Genomic DNA, 26,953 nt, shown 5'->3' on the forward strand with positions numbered 1-26,953 from the left:
GTCTTTCAATGAACTCTTTTGCTTGCGTCCGGCTGGTTATTGTCGAACGTGGGTGCAAAAGTAAACCTTCTTTTTGGCTTGTACAAATCTTTTTACCGGTTTTTTTGAGCTTTTTTTACAGGGAAAATATAAAGGGATGGGATAGAATGGAATAGAGAGGAGATGATTCGTAATTAAACGCTCTTTCTGAACGGGGGAATGGCTGTTTTTCTTCCGCCAGAGGCAAGGGGAAAAAGCGGAAAAACGGCGGAAAAACAGCCTTCGACTGCATCAAAGACATGGGAATAAACTGATTATGGCTAATTTACATATCCACACGGATCATTCGGCCAATCCGGTGCCGTATTTTCAGGTACTCCATGTTTTATTTTACCAAGGTGGGCCTGGTGGCTCACCATGATGGGCCACCAGGCCTACCTTGGTGTGTCTGCAGGCCCACCAAGGTGTAATAAAAAAACGAGTACGGGGAAATGGGGAAACGCATTGGCCCAGGAACCAGCTCTACCTTGATTAATCCCGGGTGATCAACTAAAGTCGAATAATAGACAGAATCACGAAGAATTAATATGAGTGACTGCAAATGTCTGTTTGAAAATGCATCTGTTACGAGAGAAGCTTCTTATCTTTGCGGTAGATTCATTGCATGGAAGAATGGCTAAAAAGAAGTTTTATGTGGTTTGGAAGGGACTTGATCCGGGCGTTTACGACAACTGGGAAGAGTGCAAAAGACAGGTGGAAGGACAGAAAGGCGCACGCTACAAGTCATTCGAGAGCCCGGAGGAGGCTCGGGAAGCTTGGGCAAAAGGCGCACCGGCGTATCCCGGGCGGCGGAAAGCTTCTGTGAAAAAAACAGATGGAGCCATCGGCAAGCCGATCCTGAATAGTCTTGCGGTAGACGCCGCCTGCAGCGGTAATCCGGGGGATATGGAATACCGCGGCGTTTATGCAGCGAATGGCCAGGAACTCTTTCACGTCGGTCCGATGAAAAAAGGCACAAACAATGTAGGTGAGTTTCTGGCAATCGTACACGGACTGGCTTTCCTGAAGAAAAACACTTCGGATCTGCCTCTCTATTCCGACAGCCGGAATGCCATCCTATGGGTACGAAACAAGAAATGCAAAACAAAATTGGAACGCTTGCCGGAGAACGAACCGATCTTCGACTTGATCGAACGGGCGGAGCACTGGCTCCAATCAAATACTTATACCACCCCGATCCTGAAGTGGGAAACGGAAGCCTGGGGTGAAATCCCTGCCGACTTCGGACGGAAATAAACGAAAGACATTACCTCTCCTCCCGGCGGAACGAACTCCTACTGGAAAAAGCAGCCGCCTACTTCACAAACGGCCAATAATTTTCGGGTGTAACGACCTCATAGGTCGAATGGGGATAGGTAACCGCAAAGGCTTTCGGCGGACGGCTCTTTGCCTTGCCATTCCATTTGAACTCGAACGCGTGCAAGACTCCATCCAGATCCTCTATTAAGTCTATTTCTTGTTGCTCATGGGTACGCCAAAAAAATAGCTGCGCAAAATTAGATGAATAGGAGTTTCGCTTCACTCTCTCGCTTACCATGAGGTTTTCCCATAACGCACCGACATCATTTCGCAACTCCAACGGGGCAAAGTTCGACAGTATGGCATTCCTTACGCCGTTATCATAGAAATATATCTTTTTCCCTTTCTTAATCTCATTTCGCAGATTCCGGCTGAACGAATCTAAGCGGAACACCACAAAACATTTCTCCAATAAATTGATATAGGTTTCAACCGTCCCCCGGTCCACTCCCAAGAGATTACTCAACTCATTATATGACACCTCGCTTCCTAACTGCAAAGCCAACGCCCTAACCAGTTTCTGGATAAGTTCCGGTTTCTTTATTCCCTTGTAGGCAAATAAATCCTTGTACAAATAATTATTGGTAAGAGCCATTAACGTGCGCTTCGCATTAGCCGGCTCTGTCACCACTTCCGGATAAAGCCCATAAATCATCCGGCTTTCAAGCAACCTGTTTTCTTCTCTTTCGGAAGAAGCTACGGCCAATTCGGACAAAGAGAACGGATATAAGTTATACTCTATCAATCGACCCGTTGCCGGTTCATTTATCTCATCCGCCATATCAAGTGAAGAAGATCCGGTGACAACAACCTGTGTCGACAGTTTCAAATCGCCAATCATCTTTAAGGTCAGACCTATATTTTTGACTCGTTGGGCCTCGTCTATAAAGGCCAAATCATATGACGAGAGCAAATGCTTTAACTCGGTAGAGGTCCTTCCTTCTAAAGCAAGGACATCGTCTACATTGTCGCAATTCAAGAAAAGCGCTTTGTCCGTCCCGTCCTGCAGTTCGGAAAGCAATGTCGTTTTCCCGACCTGTCTTGCTCCCAGCAGGACAATCACCTTTTTACGCCCGTAATCGGCCAATATTAAGTCCTTAATTATTCGTTTTATCATAAATTCTTTTTCTGCAAAGTTAATAACAAGAATAAGCAAACCGCAAAATTCGATATAATTTTATGGTTTAAACCACAGAATTAATACTACAATTGTGATTTAAGCCGCAGGATTCAGTATAAATTTACGCTTGAGCCATGATTATTTAAAAGATGAACCATGGCCATTCCATCAAAGCCTGATCGTCCTTTGAAATAATTAAAAGATTTACTTCCTTTGCATAATCTTATCATTAAAAGAAATATTGAAACAACCTACAATTAGATATTGCTAAAACACATAAAAATGAGAAACATATGCTTCCTTTTAATCGCAATTAATTTTCTTCTTTCTTGTTCAAAAGAGGATAAATTCGGAGAACCGGTGATTTATAATATACAAGGTAAAGTTGAAAAGGGGCCTTTTGTTAGTGGTTCAACCATAACCGTTCAGGAATTAGATGCTTCAATGAACCCAACCGGACGTACATTTAATGAGACTATCTCGGATAATGAAGGTAATTTTCTCATGGGATCTACTGAATTAAATTCCCCCTATGCTCTTTTAACCTCAAACGGATATTATTTTAATGAAGTTGAAGGAAGATTGTCCAGCGGGCAAATCACATTACAAGCGTTGGCAGATTTCTCGGATGCCGAGAATGTAAATATAAATATGTTTACACATTTAATAAAAGATCGGGTTCTGAAATTAATAAAAGAAAACGGATTGTCCTTCAACGATGCAAATAAGCAGGCCCAAAAAGAATTGCTAACTCTTTTTGGACTTCAGGCATATTCTTCTTCTACCGTTAGTTCTTTCTCAATTACTTTAGGAACAAATGAGGCCGGCGCATTAATTGCCGTTTCCTCTACTCTTTTAACCGATAAATCGGATGCCGAAGTTACAGAATATATGGCTTCGATCCGGAAAGAGTTTACAGACAACGGATCTTTAGGAGAATCAGCAAGGGAAAAATTATGGAGAAACGCTATAAAGATTGATTGGGACAGAATAAAAAGTAATGTCGTTGACCGATATAAAGAGTTAGGAAAAGAGATTTCAGTAAAAGATTTATCTTGGTTTATTGATTGGGACAAAGACGGAATTGCAGGCAATGAATTAGGAGAAGAAGGAGTAACCCCGATCCTTAAGTTTGATATAGACACCTTATTTGTTCCCTCTTCGGGCGGAGATCATAAGATAAAAATCGAGACAAACATTCCTATAAGCTTGAATCCAATTTCTTTAGAAGAACCGCCTTATAGCATTTATATACCAGAGGAGTTTTATATATATGAAAAAGATTCGATCGGTTATTCAAGGAAAGAACTGACATCTGATAATTACATAAATATAAGCATTCGTCCTGCCTCTTCCCGTTTGATGGAACCCTCCGAGATTACGATTTATAGCATGGATGGAAAAAGAAGCGCCCGGCTAGTGATCGTGCAAGAAGGAGATCTGACGAAACCCGTATCTTTCACAAAAGAAGGAATAGGTGCTCTCTCAACATTAATGGATCGAATGAACAATTATTCTTCTTTAATGTATACGATGGAAGCCTTTTATACCCAATGTTGGGATCATGATTTTCCTGATTATTTTAAACATAGGATTAATCCATCCGACCCTTACATAAACGATCTTTTTTCTGAGAGTTATGCAATAATTAATCAACTTAATATCTTTGAAGAACGCTCCGAAGATCGATATGTGATTTCGGCATTTAGAACGCTGAAGGCTCTACTATATTACCAGATGGAGGTACTTTGGGGAAATGTCTTTTATGTCAATTCGACAAATTGGGAAGAAAACTGGAATAGCCGACAAATGGAGGCAGAAGAACTTTTTCCTCTTTTTGAAAGTGATTTGTTATACTCCATATCAACCTTCTCAAAAAACAATTGGGACTTTACAACATATAATATGGCCTTTCCGAATGAGGATTTTCCTTCCATGATTTTAATACGGATATATATGCATTTAGGAAAATATTCGCAAGCATTATCTTTATTGAAGGATATAATTAACAAGGGAAATTACTCTTTGGAATCGACAAGACAAGCTTCTTTGAAGGATAAAAGCAAAGAACTTATTTATGCCTACCTATCAGAGTCCGGCAATCAGAATATATTTAGAAAAGTTATTGAAGCAAATGACGTTATACCTGTTTTTTCTTTTACAGAGGTACTATTGAGTATTGCTGAATGTGAGTACAAACTGAATAATATTAGCCAAGCCGTTTCTTTCTTGAATCAAGTAAATAAGGTTCGTAACATTCCTTTAGCCCAATCTTCCAGTTTTTTAACGGACTTAAAAACGGCTTGGAAGAGCGAGCTAAAAGGAAGTGGCACCTATTTTCCTTTTTTAAAACGCAATGGAATTGCAACGAGTGAATTGGGGATACAATCCTATCAACTTCTATACCCAATTCCTCTGTCTGAAATAATGCGAAACCCTAACGCGAAGCAGAATCCGGGATATTAATAACCTACAAATAATAGACGGAAAACGATTGATATGGTAAACATCGCGCCGAAACATATTTCCATTATTATTTCGACCTATAATCATCCCGAATGGTTAGAGAAAACCCTGTGGGGATATGAATGCCAATCGTATAAAAACTTTGACGTGCTGATTGCCGATGACGGCTCCGGAGAAGAGACGGCAACGCTGGTCAAGCAGTTCCAAAGGTCAAGCGGATTAACGATCAAACACGTCTGGCATCCGGATAACGGTTTCCAGAAATGTGAGATACTCAACCGGGCGATTATGAATACGGAGGCGGATTATTTGATCTTTACCGATCAGGATTGCAATCCTATGGGTACGAAACAAGAAATGCAAAACTCTGTTGGAGCGTGTACCGAAGAATGAGCCGATCTTTGATCTCATCGAGCGGGCGGAACGGTGGTTGCATACAAATATTTAACTACACAGATACTAAAGTGGGAGACGGTCGAATGGGGCGAAATACCCGCGGACTTCGGCCGGAAATAGAATAATAATCTATAATTTAGCAAGCTAATGTTTAAAATGTCAATTGTTACCGTTACATTAAATCATAGGGAATTACTTGAGTGTACAATGTTATCGGTTATAAATCAGACCTACAGTAATATTGAATATATTATTGTAGATGGAGGTTCGACGGATCATTCTATTGAATTAATAAAAAAGAATGAATCACATATAACAAAGTGGATTACGGAGAAAGATGAAGGAATCTATGATGCGATGAATAAAGGGGCTCGTTTGGCTTCAGGAGATTATCTTTGCTTTCTTAATAGTGGAGATATGCTAGTCTCTGATAATACGATCGAGCAGGTCGTAAAGGATATAGCATCAGGAAAGGACGCAAGTATCTTTTATGGTAATATTTGCGTGAAGAATTCGGAAAACGCATTAAAAGAAAAGAAAGCTTCGGAACCGACCAACAAGCAGCGTATGTTTTTCTGCCATCAAAGTGCATTTGTTTCCATCAAATGGTTACAGAAGTATCCTTTTGATACTCGCTATAAAATGTCTGCGGACCTTAAATTTTTCAAGCAATGCTTTTATGCCGATTGCGTCTTTAAGCATTTGGACTATCCGATTGTAATCTATGATCGGTCAGGCATTTCTCACCGGAATAGAAATGCAGGGCTCAGAGAAAATGTTGCAGTTATAAAGGAAATGGATCATGGAATTAGTAGGCTTCTTTTCTTATTTCTATTATATATTGTTCTCTATTGGAGAATGTTGAATAATAAATCGTAGATTTGACTTTTCAATCGTATAGTTTAGATAATAACTGTTTAAATTTTGCTCGTTAATTTGTTTCGCTCTGTTTTTTAGGGTAGTTGATTCATTTGCGAAGTGAGAATAGCGGGCTATTTGAACTAAGCAAAGGGAGCAAATACACAAAAACAAGACAAACAAATAACGAAATGCCTTTCTTAAAATGCTTTCGGAAAATTTAAACAGTTAATTAAGAATAAAAAACAAGGAATGAGAATAGCATTTGATGCGAAACGTATAACGCACAATAGTACCGGACTTGGAAATTACAGCCGTTTTGTGGTAAATACACTTTGTACCTTCTTCCCCGGCAATGACTATCTGCTTTATGCTCCTGATCGGGGGAAAGAGGAATTAAGGAATCAGGTGAAGCAGGACGACAGCATTTCTTATATTTATCCCCGATCGGGTGGTAAGTTACAGTCCTCTATCTGGAGAACATGGGGCATCCCGTCCAGTTTGAAAAAGGAGAAGGCCGATCTGTTTCATGGACTTAGTAACGAACTGCCGCTCAATATAAAGAAGAGTGGAGTTCCTTCGGTCGTCACGATCCACGATCTCATATTTCTCCGTTATCCGTCCTATTATAAAAGCATAGACCGGGTTATCTATAACTACAAATTTAAACAAGCATGTCTGAATGCAAATAAGATTATTGCGATCAGTGAGATGACGCGCCGGGATATTCTTTCGTTTTATCCTATTCCGGAAGACAAGATAGAGGTCGTTTATCAAAGTTGTCATGCTACCTTTAAGCAGCGCCAAACAGAACAGGACAGACAGCGTGTCAAAGAGAAATACCACCTCCCTTCCGCTTATATCTTATATGTAGGAAGCATGGAACAGCGGAAAAATTTACTACTACTTGCCAAAGCCCTAAAAAATATCCGGGAAGATATCAAAGTTGTTGCGGTAGGTAAAAGAACGCCTTACGCCTTTCTGGTCGAATCGTATATAAAAGAAAATAAAATGGAAGGCAGGCTTCTGTTGCTCCACAACGTTTCGTTTGCGGACTTGCCTGCTCTTTATCAGATGGCTTCCTTATTCGTCTATCCTTCTTTTTTTGAAGGATTTGGAATTCCTATCGTCGAAGCGTTGTATTCTCATATTCCGGTCATCGGAGCAACAGGCTCATGCCTGGAAGAGGCGGGTGGTCCGGATTCGTTGTATACAGATCCCAATAATCCTGAAGAATTACAGCAGTTGATAGAACATATCCTGCAGAATCCGTCTGTTGCAGAGCAGATGTGCCTGAAAGGAGACGCATATGTCCGTCGGTTTGAAGACGAAGTAATCGCATCACAGATCATGAATCTCTATGTAAATCTTAAATAAGATCCGTTGAAAATTTATATTGAACAAAAAGATTATCTATTTTTGTAAGCAATGCGATAGATCATAGAAACAATGAAAACATACGATTATCTTATTGTCGGATCGGGTTTGTTCGGCTCCGTTTTCGCTCAAAAAGCAAAAGAAAAAGGGAAACGTTGTTTGGTTATAGATAAGCGTAGCCATACCGGAGGAAATATTCATTGCAAAAATAAAAACAGTATCTTGGTACATGAATACGGAGCGCATATTTTTCATACGGATAATGAAGAGGTTTGGCAATATGTAAATCGGTTTACAAAGTTTAATCATTATATAAATTCTCCCCTTGCCAAATACAAAGGACAGCTATATAATCTGCCTTTTAATATGAATACATTTAATAAGCTGTGGGGAGTAAACACGCCACAAGAAGCAAAATTAAAATTAGAAGAGCAACGAAGACCGTATGTTCACCTTGTTAATCCGGTAAATCTGGAAGAACAAGCCTTGAAATTATGTGGAGAAGAGATTTATCGTATATTTATCAAAGAATATACTGAAAAACAATGGGGACGACCTGCCACAGAATTACCGGCATTTATTATAAAACGTCTACCTTTTCGTTTCGTCTACGATAACAACTATTTTGATGATCCGTATCAAGGAATACCGATAGAAGGATATAATTCGTTAATAAGTAATCTGTTAGAAGGGATAGAGATTAAAACAGATGTTAATTATTTTCAAAACAGGCCTTATTTTGATAATCTGGCGGATAAGATATTGTTTACTGGCTGTATTGATGAGTTCTTCAATTATGAATATGGATGTTTAGAATATCGAAGTTTACGTTTTGAACACGAGCTGTTGGATATAGAAGATTTTCAAGGAAATGCGGTCGTTAATTATGATGAATCGGCAATTCCTTATACCCGTATCATTGAACATAAACATTTTCAATTCGGCAAACAGCCTTTCACTGTTATAACAAAAGAATATCCGCAATCGTATCATGCGGATAATGAGCCATATTACCCGGTCAACGATCAAAAAAACACTCAATTGTTCAATTTATACAAAGAACGTGCTTCCTCTTGTCCCGATAAATTATTTGGCGGTCGATTGGCACAATATGCCTATTTTGATATGGATGATACGATAGCGGCGGCATTAAAGTTAGCTCAAAGAGAATTCTATAAATAAACAAAGTATCGGATGAAGAAATTTTATTTATCTAAAAATTATAAAGAAATATCCAGCGCCGGAAACAAAGCCAAGACTGATATAGAACAAATTCTTGTAGAATTAGGGTTTAAAAATGCAGGCATAAAGCAAACAATAAATAAAAACAATATATCCGGATTCTTTTTAACTTTAATCTCTGTGCTGAAATTACCATTTTCCATATCTAAGGATAGTATTTTGGTACTACAATATCCCTTTAAAAAATATTATAATTTTGCATGTCGTATGGCTCATCTTCGTGGATGCAAAGTAATTACCGTAATTCATGATTTGGGCACTTTTCGCAGACAGAGACTTACTGCGGCTCAGGAAATAAAGCGATTGAGTTTTTCTGATTTCTTAATCGTACATAATCGGTTCATGGAAAAATGGTTGTCTGACCAAGGCTATCGAAATCCGATGACCTGTTTGGAAATCTTTGATTATCTTTCAAAAACACTCCCTTTGGATCATAAAATCCCGGATATTCCTTGTCAGGTTATATATGCAGGAGGGTTGAGTTATAAAAAGAACCGATTTCTATATGCTTTGGATACCTATATTAGTAAATGGTATTTTAATTTGTACGGAAGCGGATTTGAAAAGGATCGCATTAAAAATAAAGACTGTTTTAATTATTTAGGGTTTGTCCCTTCTGATCAACTGATCGCTACAGCACAAGGAGATTATGGTTTAGTTTGGGACGGGGAATCTATCACAACCTGTTCAGGCAATTTCGGTGAATACCTAAAATATAATAATCCTCACAAGATGTCTCTTTATATTAGATGCCATCTTCCGGTTATCATCTGGAAACAAGCCGCTTTAGCTTCTTTTGTGGAAAAGAATGGAATAGGAATTTGTATAAATTCTTTACAGGATTTAAAAGAGATTATACCTTCTGTTTCGAGAAATGAATATGTAGTCATGAAAGAAAATACAATAAAAATAAGCGAGAGGCTATCTACCGGTTATTATTTAAAACATGCACTAAACCATATTGAAAAACGATTGGAAAAAGAATAATACTGTTTTTAGAGCGGCGCTATGTACGCCTCTTTTTACATTAACCAGGCAAGTTAATTTAATATCGGAGGATATTTACACATATTTAATCATATTCAAAAGGCATTTCCTTTCGCTTGGAATAAGAGCGCCAGAATTGATCCCGGTATAAGAGAATTTTACGTGTAGCTGTTTCTATATCCGCTCCGCGGGCTGTCGCATATTCCCGGGCCAATAAACGGAAGAAATCTTCTTTACCCCAAAGACGGGCAAAGTTACGATAACCTTTCTCTAAAGAGACCGGGCCGAAAGCCATCCGGTTGAGGTCGATTAAAGAAAAATAAATCAGGTTTTGCTCTTTATGAAATAAGATATTCCCCGGAGAATAGTCCTGATGGTAAATACCGGCTTCATGAAGGCGGGCGGTATATTTAGCGAAGGCAACAATAATATCTTCCCTGCCTGCAATTCCTCCTTCTCCAAACTCATAGAAACATCGTTCGTAGGGAGATTGTAAGCTGACAAAATAACTTCTCTCGATCAGTCCGCCTCTTTTTAACAAAATAGAGGCGATCGGCCTGGGGGTCTCGAAACCTAAGTTCAGTAGTTTTAAGGCATACGCATAGGCTCGTACACTTTTAGGCGGTCGAAGATAGGTATATGCCAGCCGGTTGATCCAGATCGGAACCTTATATTGCTTCACATTCAGCAATGTTCCCTCTATATCGAATACTTTTATTTCATTTCTTCCCTGATAAATCGTCGTTCCTCCTTGTGCAAACCGATCGGGGATTTGATGGATAAAGGAGGTATATTGTTTATATTCAGGATTTATAATGGTTCTCATCTCTGTCTGTTTGTTGTTTTTGCAGAAAGGCTTCCACTCTTTTTACCACATCCATGGGAAGGATCTGCGTCATACAGGCCCAATCGCCCCGGTAGCATTTCTTCTCCCCATAGATGGAGCAGGGACGACAAGGGAGATCCAACTGAATGGCATTCTCCAAGTCCTGATGGTAACCATAGAAGCCGCTGTAGGGGTGAGTCGCCCCCCAGATGGAGAGAACCGGTGTACCGACCAGGGAGGCGAAGTGCATATTCGCAGAGTCCATGCAGAGCAGGACATCCAACCGGCTGATCAGCATCAACTCCTGATCCAGCGAACAAATGCCGACCATGCTTTTCACATGTGGGTATTTCGCTTCCCAACGGGCCAGCATCTCTTCTTCCTTCCCTCTTCCTCCGAAAAGGAAAAGGCGGAAATGCTTTTTTTTAGAAAGTACGGCAACAACTTCTTCCATCGCTTCCAGCGGATAGATCTTTCCCCGGTGTTTGGCGAAAGGAGCAATGCCAACCCATGGCTCCTGCTTGACCCCGGCGATGCTTTCCAAAGCCTTCCTATCCGGTTTTTCTTCCGAAAACAGCGTCCGGAAGGTGTCCTCGTATTTCAATCCGCCTTTCCGGAAGACATCGGCGTAGCGTTCGGTCATCAACGGGAGAGGCTTCAGCTTTTTGTGATACATCCGGGTCAACGCCTCCCGCTCCTTCCTGGCCTTGTCCAGGACATAGACCGGCCTCTTTCTCCATTGGAAAAAGGTACGGATGATCTTGGTTCGGATCACATTGTGCAGATCCAGGACGAGGTCGTAATCGTACCGTGAGAAAGCGGTGGCAAAGCGCAGGAGCCCGCATAAAGTTTTTTCGGAAGTCTTCGTGTTAATTCCGATAATGTTTACATTCGAGGGGCGATGAAGGAAAATAGGCATCAAAAAGGATTGCGTCAGAACCGTAAAAGAGTCCTGAGGATTTGCTTTGGCCGCAGAATAGATGACGGGGATCGTCATGGCGACATCCCCGATAGCGGAAAGACGTATCACTAAAACGTTTGCCATCCGGTTTTATTTCCCGTATAAAACGGGGTTTAACGTCGGGTCATTATACATTTTCATTTGTTTGTAGACCTTCATATATTTTCGTCCGGCCTGTATGTCATCCAGCAGTTGGTCGAGCGCTGTGCACAAGTCCTTTTTCTGTTCCATTAAGACGGCCAGCTTCTTCTCGCATTTTTCCTTGTGTACGGCATCCGTATCCGTCCGTTCCGCCTCCTGCCGCATATGATAAATCTTCAACAACAGAATCGACAGGCGATCGACTGCCCACGCCGGGCTTTCAGTATTAATCGTTGCATTCGGCAAAGGCTGTATCTTTTTATATTTCTCGAAGAAGAAACTGTCGATCAACTCAACCAGATCGGTACGGTCCTGATTCGATTTGTCGATACGCCTTTTTATCGCCAGCGCCTCGACCGGATCGATCGACGGGTTCCGGATGATATCTTCCAGATGCCATTGGACTGCGTCGATCCAATTCTTCAGGTAGAGGTAAAACTCGATGCTTTTTACTTCATATGGGTTACGTACGGTTGCATTTACATCATCTTTCAGATGGTAGTCCGCCGTCGCCTTCTCGAATATGCTGTAACTTCTTTCACTAAAATTCATAAGCCGAGTATTTTTGGGTACGTTCGGCAAAGATACAAATAAAAAAAATCCAATTAAAACAAACTGACGCCATATTGAACCGCATACATCACGACGACATACCGGCAGAACTTGCCGATCAGCATGCAAATCGTCACGATATATAGATTGGCGCGCATATACCCCAAGGCAACAGCCATCACGTCCCCAACGAAAGCGACAAAGCTGAACAGCGCCATATAAGCGCCTTTCTTATTGAGCCAAACCTGCATCTTTTCAATTTTTGCGGGGTCGATCTTCAGGTATTTCTCGATCCATTCCAGTTTGCCGAGCCGTCCCAGGAAATAGTTGGTCATTCCGCCCAGCCAGTTGCCCAGTGTTGCAATGACGACACACGGCCAGGGAGCCAGTCCGGCCACCAGCAGCCCGGCGAAGATAAAATCCGAACTGAAAGGTAAGATGGTTGCAGCCAGGAAGCAGGCCGTAAAAAGGCCCACATAGCCATACTGCATCAAGAACTCAAGCATATTCGATTCTTTATATGAAGTTACAAAACTAATTAAAAAGGAATAGAAAAGCATTCCGAAGAGATGTAATTCCAAGGCTTTTGTACTTTTTAAAGAAGGATAAGCATTGCTTCTGAAATATTTGCTATCTTTGAAGTGCATCAATTTTTATTGAAAAGCAAATGAGAAAAAAAGTTGGAAAGATATATGCCGTTTTGTTACTGCTCTCTCTTTGTTTGAACATTTCAGCGCAAAGCTTGGACCAGGCAAAGAAATTGTACAATGAAGGGAAATATGAAGAGGCCAAGCCGGCCTTTGAGAAATTGGTAAAGCAATCTCCGAATAACTCCTCCTACAATCATTGGTACGGCGTCTGCTGCTATGAGACAGGCGATTTTGAAGAAGCCAAGAAGCATCTGACCGTGGCGATGAAGAAGAAAGTTCAGGAAGCCTACCGCTATCTGGCCGAGATTCATATGCGCGAGTACGATTTTGGGGATGCTACGGATCTATGGGAGCAATATATCGATCTCTTAACTAAGAAGAAAGAAAGTACGGAAGAATATGAAGCCCGGTTGAAACAGGCCCAGAATCTTTTACGGATGGTAGACAAGACGGAGGACGTACAGATCATCGACAGCGTCCTGGTAAATAAGGAGGATTTCCTTACGGCTTACCAATTGAGCGAAGAAAGCGGGACGTTACTCCCCTACCGGAATTTCTTCGAGGGAGGGAAAACAGTGGAATCGACGGTCTACATTAATCAGAAAGCCGACAAGATCTATTTCGGGCGCCCCGATGAGAAGGGTGTTTATTCGCTCTATTCCCAGTCGAGGCTGATGGATAATTGGGGAGACGAACGTAAATTGAAGGTGGATCCATCCAGCAAGGAAGATGATAATTATCCTTATGTCCTTTCAGACGGGGTAACGGTTTATTATGCTTCGAAAGGGAGCGGCTCTATCGGGGGATATGATCTGTTTGTGACTCGCTATAATACGAGCAACGATTCATTCCTGGCGCCGGAACAATTGGGGATGCCTTTCAATTCCGTGGCGAACGATTATATGATCGTCATTGACGAGACAAAGGGGCTGGGATGGTTTGTGACCGACCGGAACCAGCCGGAAGGGCAGGCCTGCGCCTATTTATTCATACCAGATCCTTCGCGCAAGCGGATTGAAAGCGAGGATTACGAATGGAAGAAAAACAGGGCGATGCTGACTTCCATTGCGGCGTCCTGGAAGCCCGGAGCGGATTACAGCAAACAAGTCGAGCTGGCTCATGCCGCCTTGCCTTACGGCAAAAAGGAGAGGCAGAAGGACTTTGAATTTATAATCAACAATTCGCTTGTTTATTACACGCTTAATGAAATCAACAGCCCGGAAGCAAAAGGGTTCTATGAAAAGGCGCTGGCATTGAACAAGCAGATTGCCGGATTGGAGAAGAAAGTTTCCGAATTGCGGGCAAAGTATACGAAAGGAAGCCCCGCTGTTCGTGAACAACTGAAAACAACCATTCTTCAGGCGGAAGAACAACTGGCCGGTTTGTATCCGCAACCCAGGGAATTGGAAAAGAAAGCGCGGAATGCAGAAATTATATATCTGAGAAAAAAATAATCTACTCTATAATTTTCCAGCCTATGCTATTAAATATTATCATTATTATCTTTTTAATTGTTCTGGCAATTTTTCTCCTTTTGTTGGAAATCTTTCTTTTGCCCGGTATTACGATTGCCGGCATCGGAGGGATTTTGTTTGGCTTGGGAGGAATCATATTCGCTTATACGATAGGGACGATGGCCGGCCATGTAACACTGGCTTTAGCGGTTCTTATCTTTACCGGATTGTTCTTTTGGTTGCTTCGCTCCAAATCGTTCAGCCGGGTAGCGCTGAAAACAAATGTCGATTCGACGCTGGCTTCCGTTCGGAATATGGGCCTGGAAGTCGGGGAAGAAGGTATTGCCATTTCACGGTTGGCACCTATCGGGAAGGCCCGTTTCGGAAACCTGACCGTCGAAGCGAAATCGACGGGCGAATTCATTGATGTGGATACCCCTGTCGTTATTGTCCGTATCGACGGTTATAACGTAGTTGTAAAAGTGAAGGAAGACATTAATAATACAAACCATAATTAAAAACAAGAAAGATGACGGAATTAAGCATTTTGCCTATTCTACTATTAGGCGCCGCCTTTATTTTATTGTGCATATTCTTCTATTATGTACCCTTTCTCCTTTGGATTTCAGCCAAAGTATCCGGCGTAAACATATCGTTGGTACAGTTATTTCTCATGCGGATCCGTAAGGTCCCGCCCGGAATCATTGCCCGTGCGATGATTGAAGCGCATAAGGCCGGATTGAAAACGTTGACCCGTGACGAATTGGAAGCGCACTACTTGGCCGGCGGCCATGTAGAACGTGTCGTACATGCATTGGTTTCGGCTTCAAAAGCGAATATCGATCTATCTTTCCAGATGGCGACCGCGATCGACCTGGCCGGCCGGGATGTTTTTGAGGCCGTACAGATGTCGGTTAATCCGAAGGTCATCGACACACCTCCCGTAACGGCCGTGGCAAAAGATGGCATCCAGTTGATCGCCAAAGCGCGTGTAACGGTCCGCGCCAATATCAAACAGCTCGTCGGTGGAGCCGGCGAAGAGACGATTCTGGCTCGTGTCGGAGAAGGGATCGTGTCTTCCATCGGTTCGTCGGGTAGCCATAAAAGCGTATTGGAAAATCCGGACTCCATCTCGAAACTGGTTCTGAGTAAAGGCTTGGATGCAGGTACCGCTTTTGAGATACTGTCTATCGATATTGCCGATATCGATATCGGTAAGAATATCGGCGCCGTTCTTCAGATGGATCAGGCGCAGGCTGATAAAAATATCGCCCAGGCAAAGGCCGAGGAACGCCGGGCCATGGCAGTCGCTTCCGAGCAGGAGATGAAATCCAAGGCTCAGGAGGCCCGCGCCAAAGTGATCGAAGCGGAAGCCGAAGTCCCCAAAGCCATGGCCGAAGCATTCCGAAGTGGTAATTTAGGCATCATGGACTATTACCGAATGAAGAATATCGAGGCGGATACCTCCATGCGCGATTCAATCGCCAAACCGGGAAGCGGTCCGTCCAAACCCATCAAGGACTAATTCCATGGGACGAATTATCCCTCCGTCGGAGTTGATAATCAATTCCGACGGTAGTGTTTTCCATCTCCATCTCCGCCCGGAGCAGTTGGCGGAGCGAGTGATCTTGGTCGGAGATCCGGACCGGGTCACGATGATTGCCCGCTACCTGGAGGACGTGGAATGCGATGTTTCCAGCCGGGAGTTTCATACCGTCACCGGCCGATACAAAGGCAAACGGATTTCCGTCGTTTCCCATGGGATCGGAAACGATAATATCGACATTGTCCTGAATGAATTAGATGTTCTGGCGAATGTAGATTTCCAGACGAGGGAAATCAAACCTGCATTTACCCGATTATCCTTAGTGCGTATCGGCACTTCGGGAGGGTTGCAACCTTTTGTCCCGATCGGCAGTTATGTTGCCGCCGAGAAATCCATCGGGTTCGACGGAGTCATCTATTTCTATGCGGGAAACGAGAAAGTGCGCGACACTGCTTTTGAAAAAGAATTACTTGCCCGATTGGATTGGAAAGTGAAGGAACTGCATCCTTATGTCGTATCGGCGGACGCTTCTCTTATCGAACAGATCACGCAGAAAGATATTTTCCGGGGCGTGACCATTGCCGCCAATGGTTTTTATGGTCCCCAAGGGCGTGAATTGCGCCTTCCGCTGGCGGATCCGGAGCTGAACCGGAAAATTGAAGCCTTTGATTTTAACGGGTGTTCCATTACCAACTATGAGATGGAGAGTTCCGCCCTGTCCGGTCTCGCCGCCTTAATGGGACACCGAGCAATGACGGTATGCTGCATCATCGCCGGCCGTGTCGACCAGCGGATGAACACAGACTATAAAGACAGTCTTCCCCGCCTGATAGAGCTTGTCTTGGATCGTATATGATCAAAATTTAGCAATAAAGAGATTTTACCGGAGCTTCTATCCCTTTCAGTTTCAGATCTTCCTAATTTACTGAAGACATATTCGTAAATGATTAAAATGGCTATTTTAACAAAAAAGATCATAAAAATACCCTGTTTATGGTATTTTTTAGTGTTGTTAAGAAGTCTTACTTTGCACTTAAATAATGCATATGTCAACTAGTATTCAAAATTAATCAGAAAAAAACCAAAAATCACACTTCTAAGCGGTACAATGCAATGTTGTGTTCTTATAAGTGCATAAAATAGTAAAATATTTACTTATAATAAAAATGAGTATCTCTTTCATCCGACTGCAATTGGCTTCAAGAGATACTCGACACTAAATTTTCATTTAGATATGGCAAATTTATATTTTTTCCTAAAGAGTTCCAAGCAATTTTTCTATTTCTTTATCAACAACCTGTTCAAAATAAAAACAAACAGGTTATGGGGATTGGGTATGATAGTAACTTTCCTCTCTTTCTTTTTTACCATCCAAACATTTGCCCAAAATGTTCAAAGCCCTATTTTAGAAGGGTATGTTTATGATTCTTATTCAAAGCAACCAGTTATTGGGGCCACAGTAATTGTTGAAGGTAGTACGATTGGAACCGCAACAGATGCCAATGGGAAATTTACCCTTAGAGTGAACCAGGCATTGCCGGTTACGATTAAAACATCGTATCTGGGCTATAGGCCGGAGGAAACTCTCGTGTTTGAGACTAAGGCGATTCAAATTGCGTTGAAAGAGGATGCTAATAAGCTGAAAGAAGTAGTTGTTATCGGTTATGCTCAATCTTTGAAAAATACAGTTACTTCGGCTGTATCTACAATTAAGATAGATCAAATTGACAATGTACCTTCTGCCAGTATTACAGAAAAATTACAAGGAGCTGTTCCAGGATTATTGATAGCTCGAAATACGGGAGCTCCGGGTGCAAGCTCTTTTATTCGTTTACGTGGTGCAACATCACTTGGAGGAGGAGGCCCTCTTTATATCATAGATGGTGTAGCTACCACGGGTAGTTCCCAACAGATAGATCAATCTCAAAGCGCCGATCCATTGGCTGAGTTTAATCCGGAAGATATTGAGACAATCACCGTACTAAAAGATGCAAGTGCGACAGCAGCATATGGAGCTCGGGGAGCCAATGGAGTAATTCTTATTACAACCAAACGTGGGGTTCGTAATTCGCAGACGCGTGTGAACTTTAAGGCAGAGATTGGATTATCTAAATCTGGCAAGTTATGGGAATTAACTACGGGTCCCGAACATGCTGAAATTGTAAACGAGGCATATAAGAATGATGGGAAATGGGATCAGAGGCCTTTTAAGCCTGTGAGTGAGGGAGGAATCGGTCTTCCTGAAGAACAAGGTACTTATTATCGCGTTCCGGATGTATTCCGCACAGCTTTTCAACATACCTATAATTTGTCAGTATCTGGCGGTGATGCAAAAACAAATTTTTATATCGGAGGTGATTATACCTTTCAGGAGGCTACTTTAAAATTGGAAGATTTTAAACGTTATGGTTTACGTATCAACGTAGATCATTCCATTACCAAAAAGTTAAAGATTGGAACAAGTAACGCTATATCTGTCAATCATCGTAGTAATGTAAAAGTGGGTGATGGTCCTTCCGGTTTTTTTCAAGCGTCTTTGCATACTCCTACTTTCCTACCAGTTTATAAAGAAGATGGAAGTTATAATTCAGCGGGAGCCTTTAATAATCATATCGCTATCCTGAAAAATTGGGATGGCGGCTCTAAAGGATTTCGTGTGACAAATAATTTTTATGCAAAATATGAAATAACGGATTATCTTTCTTTTAAGTCTTCATGGAGTAATGATAGAAATAGCGGGCATGATACATATTATTATAGCCCTTTACTAAGTCAAGGATATCCTGATGGTGCGGCAGAAGATGAAATAGGTATTTCCAATCTTTTCACAACGGAACAAACATTAAATTATTTGCAATCTTTTGGAAAACACAGTGTATCTGCCTATGCCGGCTATGCCTATGTGAAGAAAACCAATGAAGATGTAAGCGTTTTAGGTAGAGGATTTGCGAGTGATGCATTCAAACGGGTGGCGTCTACTGCCACTCAGACTGGTTCGGCCAGTGGTTCTGGTTCAGGATTAGTTTCTTACTTTGGCGGCGCTAATTATTCGTATGATAACCGTTACAGCATTGAAGCAACAGTACGTCGTGACGCTTCTTCCCAATTAGGAGCAAATAATCGTGCCGGTTATTTCCCCTCGATTGGAGTAAGCTGGAACCCTATTAATGAGGCTTTCTTCCCTAAAACAGATATTATAAATGATTTGCGTTTGAAAAGTAGTTATGGTATCGTAGGGAATATATCAGGCGGTAATGCACACCTCGGTCTATGGAGTGGAGGAAGTACATATGATGGACAATCGGGGTTAGCTCCTTCTCAATTAGGGAATCCTGATTTAAAGTGGGAATCTACCAGACAATGGAATATTGGAATAAATACGTCCCTGTTAAAAAATCGTTTGGAGGTTGAATTGAACTTTTATGATAAGTTTACGTATGATTTACTTTTGAGTGAAGCTCTTCCTGGGAAGACAGGCTTTAATTCGGTCACTAAGAACTCAGGGGAAATAAGTAATAAAGGGTTCGAATTTTCTTTGACTTCATTGAATATCAGCAATAGGGATTTCTCTTGGAGAACAATTTTTACGGCATCGCGAAATAAAAACAAAATAGTAAAACTTCCCATTGAGCAACTGAATGCAAGCTATGGTTCTATTGCGAGAGAAGGTTATCCTTTACATTCTTTTTATTTGTATGATTATAAAGGTGTCGATCCTGAAACGGGTGATGCGGTCTATGATGATTGGACGGGGCCGGATGGAAAACCTGATGGGAAAATTACGGAAGCCGACAAAAAGATTTTTGGGAATGCTTGGCCACGCGTTGAAGGTGTATTTAAGAATACAATTACATATAAAAGTTTTGCACTTGATTTCAGCTTTTATTATAAATACAAGTATCAGGTGTTCAATTATACAAGATCTTTCTTAGAATCAGGCGGTACTCGTACGTTAAGTCGCAGTATACAAAAAAGCTCGATCAATTACTGGAAAGAAGAGAATAAAGATACCTATAGAGTAAATGATAAGGGTCTCATTACGGATGTATTACCTAGACCTAAATCAATAAAAAATCCTGACGGCTCTACAAATTATGAGCAACGTTCCACCCGTAATTTGGAAGATGGTTCATTTATTCGTTTACAGAATGTAACGCTGTCATATGCTTTTCCACGCACGTTGATTTCCCGTCTTAATATTCAAAAAGCCAGTTTTCATATAACAGCAACAAACTTATTGCTAATAAGCGATTATACAGGGCCGGATCCGGAAGTTAATGCCGGTAGCGGTATTGTACAAGGGCTTGATTTTGGAACTCCTCCACAACCAAAAACTATATTATTAGGCCTAGATGTCACATTCTAATTGAATAAAAAATATCAAAAATAATCTCAACAATGGCAAACTATATAAAATGTCTGAAATCAAAAGCGATATATGCTTTGTTTCTTGTTTCCATATTCGTATTTGTGTCTTGTGAGGACCAATTGTTGGATTTTCCTCCAGAAACTGCAATTCAAGATGGTGATATTATTATTAGCCAATCTTCTGCAGAGAAAGCCCTCTTTGGAATTTATTCCTCCACTCGTAGTAATTCGGGTACGGCCATTCTAACATATGAAACGGCTGCCGACAATGTCATCCTAAATAGTTTACGGACAGTAGTCGTACCAACTTTAAAAGCAGATGGGGGTGTCACAGGAGGAGCCGATCGGACGAATGGTGGAGGATATGGTAGTTATTATACCACAATCAATCGTGCCAATCATGTTATTACTGCGACTAATAATCTGGATGGAAATCTGTTTACGGCAGGAAGTAAAGACAAAATTCTTGGAGAGGCCTATACACTTCGGGCTTTAGCTTACTTTGACTTGGCACGGACTTATGGTAATATTCCAATTGTATTATCTCCCTCAACAGCAACAAATCAAATTGGCATAAAAAAAAGCCCCAAATCCGATGTATTAAAACAAGTAGAAAATGATCTGGATGAAGCGGAAAAAAAATTGGAAGGGACAGGATGGAGTGCTAATAAAGGAAGAGTTTCTATCTGGGCCGTTTATGCTTTCAAAGCTCGTCTTTATCTTTATTTGGAGAGGTGGGAAGACGCTGAAACATATGCTTCTAAATTGATTAATAATCCAGATTTACAATTAACGAACCTTGCTGAAGAGGATAGTTGGTTTATAACACAATTTTCAAAAGAAGGTATTTTCGAGATTGCTTGTAGTACTGCCGAAGCGAATCCAATCCGTTCCAATTTTGCTCCTGCCGCAGAAGGGGGGCTTGGTGATTACAGTGCCAATCCTGTTTTAGCTGATTTAATAAATAATCCGAATATTGGAGGTAAACGATCTCTTTATTTGAAATATGACACTTCTCTCGCAGCATGGTTAATACGTATATATAATAAATCAGATCGTTCTTCTTCAATCTTTCTTTTTCGTTTGGCGGAACAATATTTGATACGTGCAGAAGCTCGTTTAAAGAAAGCATCTTCCAATATCCAAGGGGCGATAAATGATATTAATGCAATTAAAGCAAGAGCTGGTGTGCCTTTACTTAGTTTGGACATCCCATTAAGCAAAGACGAATTATTACTCGCGTTAGAAAATGAAAATCGGTATGAGTTTGCTTTTGAAGGGCATCGCTATCCGGATATTATCCGTACTAAAAGGGCAGGTGAAGTATTCGGAGCAGAAAATCCGGTCTATAAAGATCCTCGTTACTGGGTAGTTCCCATACCAACGAGTGAATTGAAGAATGACCCTGACCTGGAACAAAACGGCGACGGGGTATATTAACAAATATCTATAGATCGTTTTTTGATGAAACAACTAATTATTTTTTTTATTGCATACGGATTTGGAATTTATACATATGCCCAAAATCCTATAAAAATTCTGCCTTCAAAGGCAGTGCATGGGCCGGATAACGGTTCTTTGGTAATTATCGGGGGAGGAACTGTTGTCTCGGAAATATGGGATGAAATTATCAAACTAGGAGGAGGAGCAGATAAAGCACGCTTTGTCGTAGTGACTAATGCTTCAGGAGAAGGGGAAGACTTTCATTCGGCAGCAATTGATACTCTTTCTCGTAGGTTAGGAGCCGATAAAGTAACACGTTTTCATTTAAAAACGATCTCCGATGCGAATGATTCGAAAGAGCTTGAAGTTTTAAGGCAAGCAACAGGCATTTATTTTAGTGGAGGTCGCCAATGGCGTATTGCTGACGCCTACCTTAATACGTTAGCTCATCAAGAATTTTTCAATTTATTAAGCCGCGGTGGTGTTATTGCAGGATCTTCTGCAGGAGCAAGCATTCAAGGCTCGTTTCTGTGGCGTGGCGATACATCGGGCCCCAATATTCTTATCGGGGATCATACGCAAGGATTAGGTTTTTTAAAAAACTCTGCGATAGACCAACATTTAATAGTCCGTAACAGGCAATTTGATTTAGTCGATTTTATAAAGCAAGCACCTCAATTTATAGGACTTGGTTTAGATGAGTCTACAGCCGTTGTTGTTCAAAAAGATGATTTAGAAGTGATAGGTAAATCTGTGGTTGCTATCTATGATCACTCATCCCCATTCTTCTTTTTGCATAAAAAACAACATTACGATCTAAAAGAGAGAAAAATAAAAAAGTAACAATATTAAAAATAGAATATGATAGGTAATAAATTCGTATTGATTGGGATACTCGGATTATTCGTTTTGCCAATGAGTTTGAAAGCTCAAAAGCAAAAGAAGATCAAGGGGGAAGAGATTGCAATTGGGTATCTTAATAATTCATTTGATACTTACGATAAAATCCAAAAAACAATTTGGTCGACCCCCGAGTTAGGCTTCCTTGAGGTAAAGAGCAGCGCATTACTTCAAGCACATCTTGCTGATAATGGTTTTAAGGTAGAAAAAGGAGTGGTAGGGATACCAACCGCATTTGTCGCCACTTATGGTAGTGGCTCTCCCGTAATTGGTATTTTAGCTGAATTTGATGCTCTTAACGGACTTTCACAAGATACCGTTCCGTATCAGAAAGCACTTATACCAGGAGGAAACGGACATGGATGCGGACATCAGTTGCTTGGTACAGGTGCCGTTGCCGGAGCTATTGCAATCAAGAAATGGCTTGAAAAAGCTCAAATAAAAGGGACTTTAAAAGTATTCGGTACTCCCGCTGAAGAGGGCGGCGGCGGAAAAGTTTTTTTTGCTCAAGGGGGACTTTTTAACGGAGTCGACGCTGTTTTGGACTGGCATCCGGCAAGCCGGAATGCTGTAAGAACAGAAACATCTCTAGCCCGTATCAGCATAATTTATCATTTCTCCGGGAAAGCGGCTCATGCAGCCGGTAATCCGGAGAAAGGTCGTTCGGCCTTGGATGGCGTGGAAGCCATGAATCAGATGGTGAATGCATTGCGTGAACATATACCGTCTGACGCTCGTATCCATTACGTAATAACGAATGGAGGAGGGCTTTCTCCAAATGTAGTTCCTGCAGAAGCAGAAGTGTCATATTATGTAAGGGCTAAAAATACAGAAGAGTTATTTGATATCCTTAAACGGGTAGATAACGCTGCTGATGGTGCTGCGCTTGGTACAGGCACAACTGTAACGAAAAATCGCTTGGGAGGTGCTATTTATCCGCTTCTGTTAAATAAACCTTTCACAAAATTAATACAAAAGAACCTTGAACGGGTCGGTGGCATTGAATGGGACGAAAGAGAGTCGGCTTATGCAAAGAAAATAGCAGAAACAACCAATACCAGTCAGGAAGATCTTGATAAAGTTAAAACGGTGAAAAAATATGACGAAGATTCTTTTGGTCGACTTTCTCCAGGATCTACTGATGTCGCAGACGTTAGTTGGAATGTTCCCGTAGGATCTTTTGTTGCAGCAACATTTGTTCCTGGTTCTCCTGGACACTCTTGGCAAAATGTTGCGGCAGGCGGAACATCTATTGGAACAAAAGGATTACTTAATGCCTCTAAAGTCTTTGCCCTGACGGCTATTGATTTGTTTTCGGATCCTACTTTATTGGAGCCTATAAAAACTGATTTCAATAAGTCACGAGGAAAGGACTTTAAATATACACCTATAGTTCCGGACAAAGGCCCTGAATTAGATTATCGAGTAATAAAATAAAGACAAATAAAAATGAAAAAGAACCTTTTTTTTATTTTGCTTTCACTCTTATTCAGTGTAAACATTGTTGCCGCCGATCCTATATCGGAACCAAAATTTGGCCAATATACGGTCGGAGACGATTATTTTCTTGCCAATTACACCCAGCTCCTTGAGTATTGGAGCAAACTGGAAAAAGAATCCGACCGCCTCAAACTCGTCGAAATCGGTACTACACCCGAAGGGCGGTCGATGAAGATGGCAATCATCACCTCGCCGGAGAATCATAAAAACTTGAAACGCTACCAGGAGATTTCCGTCAAGCTTGCCAAAGCCGAAGGCCTGACGGACGACGAGGCGCGCTCGCTCGCTTCCGAAGGAAAGACCGTAGTCTGGATTGACGGCGGGCTGCACGCTACGGAAGCTATCAATTCCCAGGCGCTTTTCATTGAAGCATATGACCTTCTAAGTCGCAACGATGAAGAAACACAGCGTATCTTGGACAATGTTATTCTACTTTTGGTTCCGGCAAATCCCGACGGTATGGATCTCGTATCGGACTGGTACATGCGTGAGAGTGACCCGAAAAAACGTAATATGGCAATTCCTCGGCTTTATCAGAAATATGTCGGACACGACAATAATAGGGATTCCTATATCGCCAATCTGTTGGAAACGGAAATCATCAACAGGCAGATGTATATCGAGTGGATTCCGCAAATCATGTACAATCAACATCAAACCGGTCCCGCCGGAGCGGTGCTGTTTATGTCTCCATTCCGCGACCCGTTCAATTATAACCACGACCCGTTGGTACCTATCGGCATCGATCTCGTCGGCTCTGCCGTCCACAACCGGTTTTTGGCTGAAGGAAAAGCGGGAGCAGTTATGCGCAATGCGGCTCCGTATTCCACTTGGTTCAACGGCGGAGACCGGACAACGGTGGGATTTCATAACCAAATAGGATTGTTGTCCGAAATCATCGGCAACCCCACTCCCATAAATATTCCGCTCATTTCATCAAAACTACTCCCTAATGGCGACCAGCCTTTGCCTATCGGACCGAAGCAGACATGGCATCAGCGTCAGAGCATTGAATATATTATTTCTGCCGACCGCGCAATTCTTGATATTGCAGCAAAAATGCGGGAAGATTTCCTGTATCGCATTTATCGCATGGGCAAAAATTCCATCGAACGGGGAAGTCAGGATTACTGGACTTTGACACCCAAACGGATAACGGAGTTGGAAGCCGACTATGCGAAGTATCAGGAAGAACAGAAGAAGAAAAACCCGAATCATCAACCGCCTGTAGATGCCCGTGGACGAGGTCAGGGTATTCCTGTTGAATTTTGGGATAAACTGCATACGCCCGAAACCCGCGACCCGCGCGGCTATATTATTCCTTCCGACCAGGCGGATTTCCTGACAGCCACCAAATTTGTCAACGCACTCCTGAAAGCCGGCGTGGATGTACATCGTGCTACGAAAGATTTTCAGGTCGCAGGAAAAACCTATCCGGCAAATTCGTATGTGGTAAAAGCTGCGCAGGCATTCCGTCCGCATTTGCGCGATATGTTCGAACCACAGGACCATCCGAGCGATTTACAGTACCCCGGCGGCCCTCCCAAACCTCCTTACGACCTCGCCGGTTATACCCTGGCATTCCAGATGGATGTGAAGTTCGACCGCATTTTAGACGGTTTCGACGGGCCATTTGAAAAAATAACGGACTTGATTATAGCTCCTGCCGGAAAAATCACGGGGAACTCAAAACCGGCAGGCTATCTGCTCAGCCATCAGGTCAACGATGCTTTTGTCGGTACTACCCGATTGCTTGCAACCGGTGAGGACGTTTATTGGCTCACTTCGCCGTTTACTGCCGATGGCAAAAATTATCCGGTTGGCACAATCTATATCCCGGCCAAATCATCGACACCTGCTCTGTTGCAGAAGTTAGCAAGTGAAGTCGGACTGAGCTTTGATGCTATTTCGTCCAAACCTCGTGGCGAAGCTTTAAAACTTCACACCGTCCGGGTAGCGTTGTGGGATAGGTACGGTGGTTCTATGGATTCCGGTTGGATTCGCTGGTTGCTCGAACAGCAATTCCCGTTTCCTTTTGAAGTGGTCTATCCACCCGTTCTGGATGCCGGAAAATTACGCGACAAATACGATGTGCTGATTTTGCCCGAAGGAGCATTCCCGCAAAATAACACTGAAGGACGAGGAGATCGCAGATCTGCCGTACCGGAGAATGTTCCCGACGAATTCAAAAACCGTGTCGGAAGCATTACCCTGGATAAAACCGCACCTCAGTTGCGCAAATTTGTCGAAGAAGGCGGTGTAGTGCTGACGATAGGGAATTCTACCGGTTTTGGCAAGTATCTTGGTTTGCCTATTGCAGATGCTCTTGCGGAAATCAAACCTGACGGTTCCGAAAAGAAATTTTCTACAGATAAGTTCTACATACCCGGATCGGTTGTACGAGTGAAAGTGGATAACACCACGCCCATTGCTTACGGCGTTTCGGAAGATCTCGATATCATGTATCGGAATAATCCCGTATTCCGCCTGCTGCCCGACGCAAAGCTGAAAGGAGTGAATGCCGTCGCTTGGTTTTCCGGTACGGAACCCCTGCGTAGCGGATGGGCATGGGGCCAGCATTACCTCAACGGCGGCGCCGCGATTGTCGAAGCGTCTGTGGGTAAAGGCAAGGTCTTCCTTTTCGGCCCTGAGATTACATTTCGTGCACAGCCGCACGGTACTTTCAAGTTCCTTTTCAACGGTATCTATTATGCAGGAGCTACAGCCGTAAAATTACCGTAAACGATATTTAATAACAACCAAACGGTATATGAGAGTGTGTCAAAAAGGCCGTAAGGGAATAAGCAATAAAATTAAAAACTGTTTCT

At 42.1% G+C, this 26,953-nt stretch carries 21 protein-coding genes and 1 pseudogene; 17 read left to right on the forward strand and 5 right to left on the reverse strand.

Annotated features, from left to right (window positions below; translation table 11 throughout):
- The first annotated feature begins 651 nt into the window (after positions 1-651).
- Positions 652-1,275 carry a ribonuclease H1 domain-containing protein gene (locus BQ8014_RS00030; protein WP_080902554.1) on the forward strand — a complete coding sequence of 208 codons (624 nt, stop codon included), beginning with the start codon at positions 652-654 and terminating at the stop codon, positions 1,273-1,275.
- 58 nt (positions 1,276-1,333) lie between these two features.
- Here the strand turns inward: BQ8014_RS00030 and BQ8014_RS00035 are convergent, their stop codons facing one another.
- The gene (locus BQ8014_RS00035) at positions 1,334-2,455 is read right to left on the reverse strand and encodes an ATP-binding protein (protein ID WP_080902555.1); all 1,122 of its coding nucleotides are present in this window, start codon (positions 2,453-2,455) and stop codon (positions 1,334-1,336) included.
- A 285-nt stretch (positions 2,456-2,740) separates the two neighbouring features.
- Here BQ8014_RS00035 and BQ8014_RS00040 point away from each other — a divergent pair, with 285 nt between their 5' ends.
- The 7 genes and pseudogenes from BQ8014_RS00040 to BQ8014_RS00070 all read left to right on the forward strand — a co-directional run bounded on the left by BQ8014_RS00040 (position 2,741) and on the right by BQ8014_RS00070 (position 9,784).
- The gene (locus BQ8014_RS00040) at positions 2,741-4,924 is read left to right on the forward strand and encodes a RagB/SusD family nutrient uptake outer membrane protein (protein ID WP_080902556.1); all 2,184 of its coding nucleotides are present in this window, start codon (positions 2,741-2,743) and stop codon (positions 4,922-4,924) included.
- Positions 4,925-4,957: 33 nt separating this feature from the next.
- Positions 4,958-5,317: a glycosyltransferase gene (locus BQ8014_RS00045; RefSeq protein ID WP_200814313.1), complete on the forward strand. Its 360-nt coding sequence runs from the start codon at positions 4,958-4,960 to the stop codon at positions 5,315-5,317.
- A pseudogene (locus tag BQ8014_RS00050) lies at positions 5,256-5,440 on the forward strand (ribonuclease H); the annotation flags it as partial. The gene BQ8014_RS00045 and the pseudogene BQ8014_RS00050, both read left to right, overlap by 62 nt.
- A gap of 36 nt (positions 5,441-5,476) precedes the next feature.
- Entirely contained in the window at positions 5,477-6,199 is a 723-nt protein-coding gene (locus tag BQ8014_RS00055; protein WP_255376284.1) for a glycosyltransferase family 2 protein, read from the forward strand.
- Between the two features lie 231 nt (positions 6,200-6,430).
- A complete protein-coding gene (locus BQ8014_RS00060; RefSeq protein WP_080902558.1) occupies positions 6,431-7,555 on the forward strand; it encodes a glycosyltransferase family 4 protein in 1,125 nt (374 codons plus the stop codon).
- Positions 7,556-7,627: 72 nt separating this feature from the next.
- Entirely contained in the window at positions 7,628-8,737 is a 1,110-nt protein-coding gene (gene glf / locus BQ8014_RS00065) for a UDP-galactopyranose mutase (protein WP_080902559.1), read from the forward strand.
- A gap of 12 nt (positions 8,738-8,749) precedes the next feature.
- Entirely contained in the window at positions 8,750-9,784 is a 1,035-nt protein-coding gene (locus tag BQ8014_RS00070) for a glycosyltransferase (protein ID WP_080902560.1), read from the forward strand.
- 85 nt (positions 9,785-9,869) lie between these two features.
- On the opposite strand, the gene BQ8014_RS00075 is transcribed toward BQ8014_RS00070, so the two are convergent.
- Genes BQ8014_RS00075 through BQ8014_RS00090 form a run of 4 tightly spaced genes read right to left on the reverse strand, consistent with a single transcriptional unit; the run spans position 9,870 to position 12,770 of the window.
- On the reverse strand, positions 9,870-10,610 hold the full coding sequence (locus BQ8014_RS00075; protein WP_080902561.1) for a lipopolysaccharide kinase InaA family protein: 741 nt from the start codon (positions 10,608-10,610) through the stop codon (positions 9,870-9,872).
- Complete coding sequence (locus BQ8014_RS00080; RefSeq protein ID WP_080902562.1) at positions 10,588-11,655, reverse strand: glycosyltransferase family 9 protein; 1,068 nt, start codon at positions 11,653-11,655, stop codon at positions 10,588-10,590. The genes BQ8014_RS00075 and BQ8014_RS00080 overlap by 23 nt, the downstream gene beginning before the upstream one ends.
- A 6-nt stretch (positions 11,656-11,661) precedes the next feature.
- Entirely contained in the window at positions 11,662-12,264 is a 603-nt protein-coding gene (locus BQ8014_RS00085) for a DUF4254 domain-containing protein (protein ID WP_080902563.1), read from the reverse strand.
- Positions 12,265-12,317: 53 nt separating this feature from the next.
- On the reverse strand, positions 12,318-12,770 hold the full coding sequence (locus BQ8014_RS00090) for a YqaA family protein (RefSeq protein WP_080905724.1): 453 nt from the start codon (positions 12,768-12,770) through the stop codon (positions 12,318-12,320).
- 161 nt (positions 12,771-12,931) lie between these two features.
- Here BQ8014_RS00090 and BQ8014_RS00095 point away from each other — a divergent pair, with 161 nt between their 5' ends.
- The 9 genes from BQ8014_RS00095 to BQ8014_RS00135 all read left to right on the forward strand — a co-directional run bounded on the left by BQ8014_RS00095 (position 12,932) and on the right by BQ8014_RS00135 (position 26,867).
- Complete coding sequence (locus tag BQ8014_RS00095; RefSeq protein ID WP_080902564.1) at positions 12,932-14,368, forward strand: tetratricopeptide repeat protein; 1,437 nt, start codon at positions 12,932-12,934, stop codon at positions 14,366-14,368.
- A 23-nt stretch (positions 14,369-14,391) separates the two neighbouring features.
- On the forward strand, positions 14,392-14,886 hold the full coding sequence (locus BQ8014_RS00100; protein WP_080902565.1) for an NfeD family protein: 495 nt from the start codon (positions 14,392-14,394) through the stop codon (positions 14,884-14,886).
- 11 nt (positions 14,887-14,897) lie between these two features.
- Complete coding sequence (gene floA / locus BQ8014_RS00105) at positions 14,898-15,893, forward strand: flotillin-like protein FloA (RefSeq protein ID WP_080902566.1); 996 nt, start codon at positions 14,898-14,900, stop codon at positions 15,891-15,893.
- A gap of 4 nt (positions 15,894-15,897) precedes the next feature.
- Positions 15,898-16,770: a nucleoside phosphorylase gene (locus BQ8014_RS00110; protein WP_080902567.1), complete on the forward strand. Its 873-nt coding sequence runs from the start codon at positions 15,898-15,900 to the stop codon at positions 16,768-16,770.
- A gap of 378 nt (positions 16,771-17,148) precedes the next feature.
- Positions 17,149-20,280, forward strand: a complete 3,132-nt coding sequence (locus BQ8014_RS00115; RefSeq protein ID WP_080902568.1) for a SusC/RagA family TonB-linked outer membrane protein — start codon at positions 17,149-17,151, stop codon at positions 20,278-20,280.
- A gap of 32 nt (positions 20,281-20,312) precedes the next feature.
- Positions 20,313-21,722: a RagB/SusD family nutrient uptake outer membrane protein gene (locus BQ8014_RS00120; protein ID WP_080902569.1), complete on the forward strand. Its 1,410-nt coding sequence runs from the start codon at positions 20,313-20,315 to the stop codon at positions 21,720-21,722.
- A gap of 24 nt (positions 21,723-21,746) precedes the next feature.
- On the forward strand, positions 21,747-22,568 hold the full coding sequence (locus BQ8014_RS00125; RefSeq protein WP_080902570.1) for a cyanophycinase: 822 nt from the start codon (positions 21,747-21,749) through the stop codon (positions 22,566-22,568).
- 18 nt (positions 22,569-22,586) lie between these two features.
- On the forward strand, positions 22,587-24,062 hold the full coding sequence (locus tag BQ8014_RS00130) for an amidohydrolase (RefSeq protein WP_080902571.1): 1,476 nt from the start codon (positions 22,587-22,589) through the stop codon (positions 24,060-24,062).
- Positions 24,063-24,074: 12 nt separating this feature from the next.
- Positions 24,075-26,867 carry a M14 family metallopeptidase gene (locus BQ8014_RS00135; protein WP_080902572.1) on the forward strand — a complete coding sequence of 931 codons (2,793 nt, stop codon included), beginning with the start codon at positions 24,075-24,077 and terminating at the stop codon, positions 26,865-26,867.
- The last annotated feature ends 86 nt before the right edge of the window (positions 26,868-26,953 follow it).

The organism is Parabacteroides sp. Marseille-P3160, assembly GCF_900162725.1.
GTDB lineage: Bacteria > Bacteroidota > Bacteroidia > Bacteroidales > Tannerellaceae > Marseille-P3160.